The following is an 11,663-nucleotide window of genomic DNA, read 5'->3' on the forward strand; positions in this document are numbered from 1 at the left end:
CTGCCCGCCGCGCCGCCCGGCCGCCCGCCCCCGCCCTCCGCCCCCGCCGAGTGATGGCTGACGCACACCCGTCCGTGCGTCAGCTATCACGCGACGGGCGGGGGTCCCCCACCCGGGCCGCGGCACACCCCCGCGGTCAGGGGAGCAGCTGCGCCGCCACGTCCTCTGCCGAGCGGCCCGTGACGTCCACCAGCTCGACGGCCGGGAGCTTGCGCATCCACGTCAGCTGGCGGCGGGCGTAGCGGCGCGTGCCCTGCTTCATGGCCGGGACGTCCCCCGCCAGCAGCTCCCGGAAGCCGAGCGCCTTGCGCGCCGTGTCCGAAGCGCCGGCGGCGTCTGCGGCGCGCACCTCCGCCTCGACGCCGGCGGCGACCATCGCGTCGACCCGCGCATCGATCGCCGCGTCCAGCGCGGCCCGGTCCATCGTCAGGCCGATCAGCCGCGTCGGGTGCCGGGTGTCGGTCGTCCACAGCTGGGCGTCGCCGGGCCGCGGCGGGACGTGGCCGGCGTCCAGCAGCTCCAGCGTCCGGACGAGCCGGTGCGCGTCGGCCGGTGCGGTCCGCGCCGCCAGCTCGCTGTCCCGCCGGGCGAGCTCGGCGTGCAGCGCCCCCGGTCCGTCGGCTCGCAGCCGTGCCGTCCAGCGCTCCCGGACCGCGGGATCGACGGCAGGCCGCAGGTCGAGCTCGGCGAGCGCCGCGCGCAGGTAGAGGCCGGTCCCCCCGACGACGATCGGCGTGACGCCGTCGTCCAGCAGCGCGTCGATCTCGGCGTGGGCCTGCTCGGCGTACGCGCCGGCGCTGAACGTCTCGGTGACGGGGACGACGCCGACCATGCGGTGCTCGAGCCGTGCGCGGTCGGCGGCGTCGGCGGCGCCGGTCAGCAGCTCGAGCCCGGCGTAGACCTGCAGGGCGTCGGCCGACACCGCGACCGGGCGCTCGCCTCGCGCCCGCAGCCGGTCGGCGAGCGCGTGCGCCAGCGCCGTCTTGCCCACGCCGGTAGGCCCGAAGATCGCAAGGACGGTGGGCGGCATCGTCCCCGGATCATCGCGCTGCGACGCCCGCGGCCGTCGTCCGGTGCGCGGGGGCACGCGCGTATGCTGCCCGCCATGGATGTCACCGGCCGTACCGTCCTGCTCACCGGCGCCACGGGCGGCATCGGCCACGCCATCGCGCGGCGGCTGCACGCCGCCGGAGCAGTCCTGGTCCTGACCGGCCGCCGCGCCGAGGTCCTGGAGCCGCTGGCAGCGGAGCTCGGCGCGACCGCCGTAGCCTGTGACCTGGCCGACCCGGCCGCGATCGACGCGCTGGTCGCCGCCCACCCCGACGTCGACGTCGTCGTCAACAACGCCGCCCTCCCGGCGTCCGGTCCGCTGTCCGGCTTCACCCCCGCGCAGGTCGACCGCGCGATGCAGGTCAACCTGCGCGCGCCGATCGCGATCGCGCACTTCTACGCGTCCCGCATGACGACCCGCAGCAGCGGTCACCTGGTCTTCATCTCCTCGCTCTCGGGGAAGTCGGCTGCGCCGGGCACGTCGCTGTACAGCGCGTCGAAGTTCGGCATGCGCGGGTTCGCATGGGGCCTGCGCGAGGACCTGCACGGCACGGGCGTCGGCGTGAGCACCGTCTTCCCCGGCTTCATCCGGGACGCGGGCATGTTCGCGGACAGCGGTGCGGTCCTTCCGAAAGGCGTCGGGTCCGCGACGCCCGAGCAGGTCGCGGACGCCGTGCTGCGGGCGATCCGGAAGGACAAGGCGGAGATCGACGTGGCCCCGGTCAGCCTGCGTGTCGGCGCGGCGTTCGCCGGTGTCGCGCCGCAGCTCAGCGCGAGCGTGTCCCGGCGTCTGGGCGCCAGCGATATCAGCTCCCAGATCGCGGCAGGGCAGGCCGACAAGCGCTGAGCGCGGCCCGCCGGTGCCGCCAGCCGAGCGGTCACCGGCACCCCGATTGCCCGTCTGACGTCCGGTCTTGGTCGTCAGGACGACCAGAACCGGACGTCAGACGGCGGGGACGTTCAGGCGGAGGTCGCCACGGCGCCGTTCGCCGGGTGGGACGCCGGGATCTCGTCGGGCAGGTCGCCGGACGGCCACGCCTGCCAGGCGAAGCCCTTGCGCGCGTGGCGGATGCGGTAACGGAGGTTGCCGTGGGCGTTCATGCCGTACCACGCCATGTTCGTCAGCAGCGTGAAGTCCTGGATCCAGAGCTTGTCCTCGATCGGGTCCAGCGGCGTCGCCGGACCGACCTCGACCTCAGCGGAGACGTGGCCCTCGCCGTCCTCCAGCGACAACCGCGCGAGGACCGTGCCGTCGCGCTCGCAGATCTGCGACCCACCGACCATCACGGTCGGCCAGGACAGACCGGGCGCGAGGGGGGTCTCGCCCGTGATCGGCCCGACGTGGGCGGCCTGCGCGACCGCGACGCCGGTGCGCCGTGCCACGAGGCCGGGGAGCTCCGAGGCCTGACGGACCCAGATGCCGTGCTCGTGCTCGGTCAGCTTCCGCAGCGGACCGGGCCAGTTGGTCGGGAAGGACGGCCAGCACATGCCCCCCAGCACGAGCTGCGCGCCGCCGGCCAGAACGCGGCCCGACGTGCGGTTGCGGGCCCATTCCCAGCCGGACATGAGGCCGACGCGGGCCCCGAGCGCGGTGCTGTCGACCACGCCCTCGTCGTCCCCGCCCTTGTAGTAGTTCTGCTCCCAGGCGGTCGGGATGTCCTTGTCGTGCAGGTGGACGGATCCGTCCGGCTCGGCGAGGACGTACGTGCCGTAGCTGTGCTTGCCGCGCACGGCGAGGAAACCGCCGCCGATCACGCAGTCGAGCTCGCGCGCCAGCCGCGTCAGCAGCTGGAACGGCTGGCCGTCCACCGGCCGCGGGCCGTTCAGCAGCAGCTTGGAGTAGACGTTCGGGGACGAGCACCCCTCGGGGACGAGGATCACGTCCGGCGAGTGCTCGCGGTGCGCGTCGCGGATCAGATCCTCGACGCGGGCGAGGTTCTGCTCGACCTGGGCCAGCGCGAGCGCGGGCTGGACGACGGCGATGCGTGTCATGCGGGGACCCCCTGCGGGATGGTCTCGGTCGGGGCCGGGACAGCGGTCAGGTGCGGGGCGGCAGAGGTCGCTGCGCTCGGGGTCCGCACGCGCGCCCGCACGACGGGGGGCTCGGGCCAGCTGGCGCCCGGGTGATCGGAGCCCCAGACGAGGCGCGACTCGCGGAACCGGTCCGCGTAACGCTCGCGGCGGATCTCGAGCTGGGTCCGCAGCTCTCGCGGCGTGCTGCGCAGGTTCTCCAGGCGCGACCGGTCCCCCCGGACGAACGCGACGACGGCGTTCTTCGCCAGCCGCGGTAGCGGTGCGATCTCCTGCAGCGTGCGGGCCCGGCCGAAGAGGTCGCCCAGGTCGGGCTCCATGGTGCGGCCACCGTCCCGGATCAGCTCGCACACGATCGGCGTCTGGACCTCGACCGCGGTGTCCATGTTCGCGAAGTGGTACGCCGGAAGGCAGTGACGGTCGCGGTCGGCCTCCCACCGTCGGGTCGCCAGGTCGACCGCGGTCGGGTCGTCGAGCGCGGGGAGCACCTGCTCGGCCAGCGTGCGGCCCATCCACATCGCGTCCCGCATCCCCTGCCCGGTGACCGGGTCCTTGAAGTGGGCGGCGTCGCCCGCGAGCGCCCAGCCCGGGCCGGAGGACGCACGGAAGAAGGCCGGCGTCTCCCCGGTCGACCGCATCTTCGTGTAGGTCGACGGATCGAGTCCCTCCAGCCGCTCGCTCAGCCGCGGATGCTCGGCGAGCTTGCGCGCCCAGTAGCCCTCGGGATCCTTCCGCGCCTCGCTGGCCTCGTCGCGATGGCCCATGAAGAGGATCAGGATCTTCCCGGCCGGGGAGCTCGGGAACGTGAAGCCGAACGAGTCGCCCTCGCGCAGCGCGAAGAACGTGTCGCCGCCGAACGAGTCCGGTGACGGGTCGTCGGCGTAGCGGAAGACGAGCCCGCGACCGTTCTGCGAGAGCCGGTAGGGCGCCCAGGCCCCGACCGCGGCGGCGACGTTGGACCGGCGCCCGTCGGCGCCCACGGTCAGGGTCGCGGCGACCTCGTGCTCGGTGCCGTCGGAGTCCGTGTAGACGATGCCCGTCACGCGTCCGGCGCGCCAGGTCAGCGACTTGAAGGTGCAGCGCTCGCGGAGGTCGACCCCCTGCTCGCGGGCGGCTTCCACGACGCACATGTCCTGGTCGACGCGGGGGACGCAGAGCCCGAAGTCGGTGCCGTCGCCGGCCGGCCGCAGCCGCTCGTCGCAGACGGCATGCTCGGCCGAGGCGCGCACGTGATGCACCTTCGTCGGGTTCAGCGCGAGGATCCGGGGCAGCGCGCCGAGCTTGGAGAGCTCGCTCACACCGGCCGGCATCAGGAGGTGCGTGGACAACTGGTCCGACGGGAACGTCATCTTGTCGATGACGATCACCTTCCGGCCGGCTCGGGCGAGCGGCGCTGCGAGCGCGCACCCAGCCAAGCGACCTCCGACGACGACGACGTCTGCATGCTCCATCGGTTTCTCCTCTCGTTCTCCCAAACGACAAGCGCTACTATGCACGAACGCCAGTGAAAAGTAAAGCCATTCAAAAATGAATCCACTTGCAGAAAGCAACGCGACGCGGGGTGCCCGGCGCCGGGCGCGTACCGGCGCGGCGATCCTCGACGCGGCCGAGCGCACCTTCACCGATGCGGGCTACCGCGGGGCCAAGATGGAGGACGTGGCAGACGCGGCGGACGTGGCGGTCGGCTCGATCTACTCGCACTTCGGCAACAAGGACGGCCTCTATCTGGCCGTCGTGGAGCGGGCCGTCGAGCTGTTCAGCCGCTACATGGACCAGGCCTACCAGGACGAGTGGACGCCGCTCGAGCAGGTCATGGCCTGCGGCGACGCGTACCTGCGCTTCCACTTCGAGCACCCAGGGGCCTTCCGCTTCCTGGCCTTCGACGACATCGATCCGGCGGCCGACATCGACGCCGAGCGGCGCGCTCGCGTCGCCGCCGGGATCGACGCCCTGATCGAGGAGTTCTCCGGGAAGATCCAGGAGGCGGTCGACGCGGGCGAGGCACGGCCCCTCGACGCCCGGCTGACGGGTCGCTTCCTCTGGGGCGCCTGGAACGGCATGGTCGCGCTGACCCAGCGCAGTGACGGGCTTGCGCTGACCGAGGTCGAGCTCGACGCCGCGATCCTGCAGGCGCGCGTGATCGTGAACGCGGGGCTGTGCTCGACCGCCGCGCGTGGTCCCGACGGCGAGCCGCGCGCGCAGCTGCGGACGACGCAGTCCCCGCCGCCCGCGGTGGACTGAGCCGCCGCGCGCGCATGGCCGGCTCCCTGCGGACGCTCAGCGCACGCCGGCGCGGGCCAGCAGCGATTCCTCACCGGCGAGCGTCTGCGAGGTCGCACGCTCGATCTCGACCATCACCAGCTCGCCCGGCTGGCCGAAGCCCGTGAAGTTGACGGTCTTGTTGTGCCGGCTGCGGCCCCGCAGCCGCGACGGGTCGGTCCGCGACGTCCCCTCCACGAGCACCTCCATCGTGCGGCCGACGAAGCGCTGCGCCCGTTCGTGGGCGCGCCGCTGAACGACCTCCACGAGCCGCTCCATCCGCTCGACCTTCACCGGGTGCGGGACCAGGCCCTCGGTGATGAGCGCCGCCTCGGTCCCGCGGCGCGGGGAGAAGACGAACGTGAACGCGCTGTCGTAGCCGACCTGCTCGCAGACGTCGAGCGTCATCTGGAAGTCCTCTTCGGTCTCCCCCGGGAAGCCGACGATGATGTCCGTCGTCAGGGCGCAGTCGGGGACGTGCTCGCGGATCAGCGCGACGCGGTCCAGGTAGCGCTCCTGGTTGTAGGTCCGCTTCATCGCCTTGAGGATCCGGCTCGAGCCGGACTGCAGGGGCAAGTGGATGTGCTCGCAGACGGACGGCAGCGTGGCGTGCGCGAGGATCACGTCCTCCTTCATGTCCTTCGGGTGCGGCGAGGTGTAGCGCACGCGCTCGATCCCGTCGACCGCGTCGACCGCGTGCAGGAGCTCGGCGAACGTCCGCTTGGCCGGCCGCAGGTCCCGCCCGTACGCGTTGACGTTCTGGCCCAGGAGCGTGACCTCGCGGACGCCCTCGGACGCGAGCCGCTCACACTCGGCCACCACGCCGTCGAACGGGCGTGAGGCCTCGCGCCCGCGGGTCTGGGGCACGATGCAGTAGGAGCAGTTGCAGTTGCAGCCGACGCTGATCTGCACCCAGCCCTGGTGGTCGCGGGTGCGCTTGTCGGGAAGGTCGCCCGCGAAGCCCTCGAACTCGAAGAACCCCTGCGCGGTGAGCGAGTCGGACGTGAGGAACTCCGCCAGCTTGTGCACCTGGCCCGGGCCGAACGCGACGTCGACGAACGGGAACTGCGCGAAGACCTCGTCCTTCAGCGACTGCGCCCAGCAGCCGCCCACGCCGATGATCGTCTCCGGCCGCTCGCGCTTGACGCGCTTGGCGTGCCCCAGGTGCGCGACGAACCGCGAGTCCGCGGTCTCCCGGATCGAGCACGTGTTGAACAGGATGACGTCGGCCTCCTGCTGCTCGGCCGCGGCCTGGTACCCGAGCGACTCGAGCATCCCCTTCATCCGCTCGGAGTCGTGCTCGTTCATCTGACACCCGAAGGTGGTGACGTGGTAGCGCTTCATGCGCGCACAAGGTTAGTGCGCGCCGCCCCATGCCCGCGGCCGGGCGTCAGCCGCCGGGCCGCACGAACGTCTCCGGGTCCGGACCGGTGCGGACGCCGGTCTCGAGGGCGTCGAACGCCGCCATCTCCTCGGCGCTGAGCTCGAAGTCGAAGACGTCGAGGTTCTCCTCGATCCGCTCGGGGGTGACCGACTTCGGGATCACGATGTTGCCGAGCTGCAGGTGCCAGCGGATGACGACCTGCGCCGGCGACTTCCCGTGGGCCGCGGCCGCGTCCTTGACCGCGGGCTCCTCGAAGGTCTGGCCCTTGCCCAGCGGGCTCCAGGACTCCGTGTGGATGCCGAGGTCGGCGTGCTCGTGGCGGAGCCCCTGCTGCTGCAGCTCCGGGTGCAGCTCGATCTGGTTGACGACCGGGGTCACTCCGGTCTCCTGGACGAGACGGTCCAGGTGCGGCGCGTTGAAGTTGCAGACGCCGATCGAGCGCACGAGCCCTTCGGACTGCAGCTCGATGAACGCCTTCCAGGTCTCGACGAACTTGTCCTGCGAGGGGACGGGCCAGTGGATGAGGTAGAGGTCCACGTAGTCCATCTCGAGCCGGCCCAGGCTGGCCTTCAGGGCGCGCTTGGCCTGCTCGTGGCCGTGGTCGTCGTTGAAGCACTTGGTGGTGATGAAGACGTCGCCACGATCGAGGCCGGCGGCGTGGATGGCCTGTCCCACGCCGGCTTCGTTCTGGTACGCGGACGCCGTGTCGATGTGGCGGTAGCCGGCGAGCAGCGCGCGGGTGACGGGCTCGACGGTCTCGTCCGGCGGAATCTGCCAGGTGCCGAAGCCGAGCTGCGGGATCTTCGCGTCGTCGCGCAGGGTGACGATCGGGGTGTCGGTCGCTGAGGCGCTCATCCTCTTGGACTGCCCGTCACCTCGAGGCACAAACGTCCCACTGCGCTCCACGGCGCGTCCGCGCGCCCTGGGAGCGGCGCCCGGGCTGCCGGCGCTGACCGGCGTCAGGCCGTGCGCTCGAACGCCCGCACGGCGTCGTAGGCCAGCTCGAGGTCGTAGCCCTTGCGGACCAGGATCCCCAGCGCGCGGTCGCGGCTCTTCTGGTCCTCGGCCGGCCGCGTGAACCGCCGCCGCAGGATCGCCAGCGCAGCGTCGAGCTCGTCGGCGCTGTCCCGGGTCGAGAGTGCAGCGGCGATGTGCTCGGGCGCCACGCCGAGCGCGAGGAGCTTGCGCTCGATGCGATCCGGGCCCCAGCTGTCCAGCGTGCGCCGGTCCTCGGCGAAGCGCTGCGCGTAGCGCCCGTCGTCGAGGTAGTTCAGCTCGAGCAGCTCCGCGACCGCTGCGTCGATCGTGGCCGGCTCGGTCCGCTTGGATTCGAGCTGGGCCCGGACCTCCGCGACCGTGCGGTCGCGGCGGGCGAGCAGCGTGTAACCGATGTCGAGGGCGGCCTGCAGGCGGACCTCGGGGTCGACCGGGCGCTCGCGGTCGGCGCCGAACGCCGCCGCGTGGGCACCGTCACGCTCCTGCGTGCCGCTGCCCACCTGCTCGTCCCACATCAGCCGTCCGCCCGCTTCGCCCGCATCCGCTCTCGGTACCGTCCGGGCCTAGGCGGCCACGCCGGGGTCGGTGACGCCGGGAACGGCGGCGTTGGGGGTCTGCCGGGTGCGATCGTCGCTCTTCAGCAGGTCGCGATCGATACCGAGCGCCGCGTAGATCTTGTCCTCGATCTCCTTGGCGATCTCCGGGTGGTCGTTGAGGAAGTGCTTCGCGTTGTTGCGGCCCTGGCCGAGGCGATCCTCCCCGTAGGAGAAGAACGAGCCGGACTTGGTCACGACGTTGTGCTCGATGCCGAGGTCGATCAGGCAGCCCGCGGTGGAGATGCCCTTGCCGAACTCGATGTCGAACTCGGCCTGGCGGAACGGCGGCGCGACCTTGTTCTTGACGACCTTCACGCGGACCCGGTTGCCGACCGCCTCGGTGCCCTCCTTGAGGGTCTCGATGCGGCGGATGTCCAGGCGCTGCGAGCAGTAGAACTTCAGCGCGCGACCACCCGGCTGCGTCTCCGGCGAGCCGAACATCACGCCGATCTTCTCGCGGATCTGGTTCGTGAAGAGGATCACGGTGTTGGTCCGGTTCAGGTTGCCGGCGAGCTTGCGCATCGCCTGGCTCATCATGCGGGCCTGCAGGCCGACCGTGGTGTCACCCATCTGACCCTCGAGCTCGGCGCGCGGCGTCAGGGCCGCGACGGAGTCCACGCAGATCACGTCGACGGCGCCGGAGCGGACGAGCATGTCCGCGATCTCCAGGGCCTGCTCGCCGTAGTCGGGCTGGGAGACCAGCAGCTCGTCGATGTCGACCCCGATCCGCTCGGCGTAGAGCGGGTCCATCGCGTGCTCGGCGTCGATGAAGGCGCAGACGCCGCCGAGCTTCTGGGCCTCGGCGATGACGTGATACATCAGCGTCGTCTTACCGGAGGACTCCGGGCCGAAGACCTCGATGATGCGGCCGCGGGGCACGCCGCCGATGCCGAGCGCGAGGTCGAGTGAGAGGGAGCCGGTCGGGATCGCCTGCACGCGGACCTTGGCGTCGGGGTCCCCCATGCGCATGACCGAGCCCTTGCCGTACTGGCGTTCGATCTGCTGCAGCGCGCCCTGGAGGGCGGTGTCGCGGGCCTTGGCGGCCTTCTCGTCTGAGGTTACGGCCATGTGGGGACTGCCTTTCTCATCTGTGGTGAGCGCAATATGCCCGTCGCGGCGGACGGAACGGGACGCTATGGCCGCCGCCTGCGGCAGCGAAACCCCGAGCGTGTGCCGGGAATGCACGGTGACTGCGCCAGCCCCTGCGTCTCGCACAGGGACCGAACGTCTGTTCCCGTCAGATGATGCACCATGCGGCGGCGGAACCGCTCGGGGTGCTCAACCGCCCACCGGAGCGGGAACCGGCCGCCCTACTTCAGCTTGACGGTGCGCACCAGGGTCGCGCTGTTCGCGGCCTTCGTCCGGATCACGACCGTCGCACGCAGCGAGCGTGGCGCTCCGCCCCGCCCCAGCCGCTGCCGCCCGGCTGCTGACAACGGGACCCCGATGGTCGACGCCCGCTTCGCCCGCAGGGCCACGGACGCCCGCCGGCCCACCGCCGCCGACCCCTGCGCGAGGGTGACCGACGCCGTGCAGGCGACCGGGCACGTCACCCGCACCGACACCCGCCGGGCGCGACGGGCCGCCGACAGCCGCTGCCCCGGTGACCCGACCGCCACCCGGGCGACCGCAGGCGACTGTTTCGGCGCGCCCGTCCGCGGAATCGATGCGGGGTCGCACGGGTCGACGTCGACGACCTGGCCGCGGTCGGCGAACACCGCCTTGCGGGCGACCACCGAGCCGTCCCGCTCGCAGGTCAGCTCGAACGTCTCGCGCCGGCCCGCGGCCCGGACGAACGGCCGCGTCGACGGACCGGCGTGCCAGAGGAAGACACCGCTCGACGGCACGGTCACCACCGTGTCCACCATGTCCGGCACCTGCTGCGCGGGCAGGACGGGGCCGCAGGCGTCGCCGCTCAGGGTCTCGGAGCACAGCGGGCTGGTGGCCGTGGTGAAGGACTTGTGCAGCCGCAGCAGGCGCCCGGGCGGTGCGTGTCCGCGGACGACGACGTGGTCCCGGCTGTCGGCCGCCTGCTCGGCGGCGAGCAGCAGCGCCTCTCGTACCCCCTTGCCGGCCGGTCCCGGGGACGCCCCGCCGCCGAGGTACTGGTCGACGACGTGGCTCGTGTACGCCCCGTGGAAGTCCGTGTCACCAGGCCCCGCCCCCGCCGTCTCGATCGTGTAGGCGAAGGCGCCCTGGGTGACGTAGTTCCAGTCCTCGGTCGCCCCGGTCACCTCGTAGAGCTCGTACCCGTACTGGCTCTGGTAGCCGGTGGCCGCGGCCATCGCGTCGCCGAGCGCCTTCAGCTTCCGCTCGTCGGGTGCGAGCCCGAGCGCCCGGAAACCCGGCGGCCGCAGCACGAGCCCGGCGATGTTGTGGAGCGACTGCACGCCGGTGACGGGGAGCCGCTGGGTGTACTCGTGGAACGCCGCCGCCTCGGGCTCTGACCAGGGCGCGGCGCCCCGGTAGGTCTCGTCGCTCGTCGACGTCGACGCGCCCAGCCCGCCCCAGAAGGCGCCGTAGTTCCGGTTCAGGTCCACGCCGCGATGGGCGGCGCATGAGCCGCCGGCCGGGTCACCGGCGACCGCGCGGCAGTTGCGCCGCCGGATCGCCGCCAGGGCATCGAGCTGACCGCCGGCCGCGTTCCCGCGCGAGTACTGAAAGCCGTCGGGGTTCTCGACGGGGATGACGACGATCCGCAGGTTGGTCAGCAGCGCGGCGATCCGCGGCTCGGCCTGGCGCGCCACGAGGTCCATGGCGAACTCGAGCGGGAGCTCCGCCGACGGCCACTCGCGGGCGTGGTGGGCGCCGACCACGACGTACACCGGCCGGCCGTCGTCCGCGCGGTTGACGTCGCGGGCGAGCTCGACACCCGTGATGGCCCGGCCCTCGATCGACCGGCGCGGCAGCTCCACCCGGCGGACGAGCCCCGGGTGCGCGGCCACCAGCTGGTCCAGCGCCGCCTGGATCTCGGCTGCGGTGCGGTAGGTCGTCCGGCCGCTCGGCAGTCCCGAGGCCCGCAGCGTGGCCGTGGCCGGTGCGGCACGGGTCCCGCGCGTGCGGAGCGCGTGCTGCCGGCGCAGCCGCGCCGCGAGGTCCGAGACGACCGCGACCGGCGCGAACCCGGCCGCCCGCAGGCGACGGCGCTCGGCGCCGGACCGCAGGATCACCGTCGCGCTGCGGGCGCTCACGTCCTCGGTCACCTCGATACCCATCCGCTCGAGCAGCGGGACCTGCAGCCGCGGCGCGTTCAGCGCGACCCGCTCCACCGACACCCGCGGCGCGTCCGCACGCGCCACACCCGACGATGCCGGGGCAAGCAGGCCCGCCGCCAGCACGGCGGCCAA

Annotated in this window: 10 protein-coding genes; 2 read left to right on the forward strand and 8 right to left on the reverse strand. The window is 72.6% G+C overall.

The genetic code is table 11. The features are described 5' to 3' along the window. Positions 1–136 precede the first annotated feature (136 nt). Entirely contained in the window at positions 137–1,030 is an 894-nt protein-coding gene (miaA, locus tag DSM112329_RS12920; protein ID WP_354702232.1) for a tRNA (adenosine(37)-N6)-dimethylallyltransferase MiaA, read from the reverse strand. 75 nt (positions 1,031–1,105) lie between these two features. On the opposite strand from miaA, the gene DSM112329_RS12925 reads away from it, so the two are divergent. Then, the gene (locus DSM112329_RS12925) at positions 1,106–1,897 is read left to right on the forward strand and encodes an SDR family NAD(P)-dependent oxidoreductase (RefSeq protein WP_354702233.1); all 792 of its coding nucleotides are present in this window, start codon (positions 1,106–1,108) and stop codon (positions 1,895–1,897) included. 113 nt (positions 1,898–2,010) lie between these two features. Here the strand turns inward: DSM112329_RS12925 and DSM112329_RS12930 are convergent, their stop codons facing one another. Next, entirely contained in the window at positions 2,011–3,042 is a 1,032-nt protein-coding gene (locus tag DSM112329_RS12930) for a carbon-nitrogen hydrolase family protein (protein ID WP_354702234.1), read from the reverse strand. Beyond that, the gene (locus tag DSM112329_RS12935) at positions 3,039–4,532 is read right to left on the reverse strand and encodes an NAD(P)/FAD-dependent oxidoreductase (protein ID WP_354702235.1); all 1,494 of its coding nucleotides are present in this window, start codon (positions 4,530–4,532) and stop codon (positions 3,039–3,041) included. Before DSM112329_RS12935 ends, DSM112329_RS12930 begins: the two co-directional genes overlap by 4 nt. Positions 4,533–4,608: 76 nt before the next feature. Here DSM112329_RS12935 and DSM112329_RS12940 point away from each other — a divergent pair, with 76 nt between their 5' ends. Continuing rightward, complete coding sequence (locus DSM112329_RS12940; protein ID WP_354702236.1) at positions 4,609–5,322, forward strand: TetR/AcrR family transcriptional regulator; 714 nt, start codon at positions 4,609–4,611, stop codon at positions 5,320–5,322. 36 nt (positions 5,323–5,358) lie between these two features. On the opposite strand, the gene miaB is transcribed toward DSM112329_RS12940, so the two are convergent. From miaB to DSM112329_RS12965, 5 genes are all read right to left on the reverse strand, one after another. Further along, positions 5,359–6,684, reverse strand: a complete 1,326-nt coding sequence (miaB, locus tag DSM112329_RS12945) for a tRNA (N6-isopentenyl adenosine(37)-C2)-methylthiotransferase MiaB (RefSeq protein ID WP_354702237.1) — start codon at positions 6,682–6,684, stop codon at positions 5,359–5,361. Positions 6,685–6,730: 46 nt separating this feature from the next. Next, the gene (locus DSM112329_RS12950; RefSeq protein WP_354702238.1) at positions 6,731–7,579 is read right to left on the reverse strand and encodes an aldo/keto reductase; all 849 of its coding nucleotides are present in this window, start codon (positions 7,577–7,579) and stop codon (positions 6,731–6,733) included. A 104-nt stretch (positions 7,580–7,683) separates the two neighbouring features. Next, positions 7,684–8,235, reverse strand: a complete 552-nt coding sequence (locus tag DSM112329_RS12955) for a RecX family transcriptional regulator (RefSeq protein WP_354702239.1) — start codon at positions 8,233–8,235, stop codon at positions 7,684–7,686. A 48-nt stretch (positions 8,236–8,283) separates the two neighbouring features. Beyond that, positions 8,284–9,384, reverse strand: coding sequence for a recombinase RecA (gene recA / locus DSM112329_RS12960; RefSeq protein ID WP_354702240.1), 1,101 nt, complete (start codon positions 9,382–9,384; stop codon positions 8,284–8,286). A 242-nt stretch (positions 9,385–9,626) separates the two neighbouring features. Next, positions 9,627–11,654: a M14 family zinc carboxypeptidase gene (locus DSM112329_RS12965; protein WP_354702478.1), complete on the reverse strand. Its 2,028-nt coding sequence runs from the start codon at positions 11,652–11,654 to the stop codon at positions 9,627–9,629. Positions 11,655–11,663 lie beyond the last annotated feature (9 nt).

The organism is Paraconexibacter sp. AEG42_29 (assembly GCF_040581415.1).
Taxonomy (GTDB): domain Bacteria; phylum Actinomycetota; class Thermoleophilia; order Solirubrobacterales; family Solirubrobacteraceae; genus Paraconexibacter.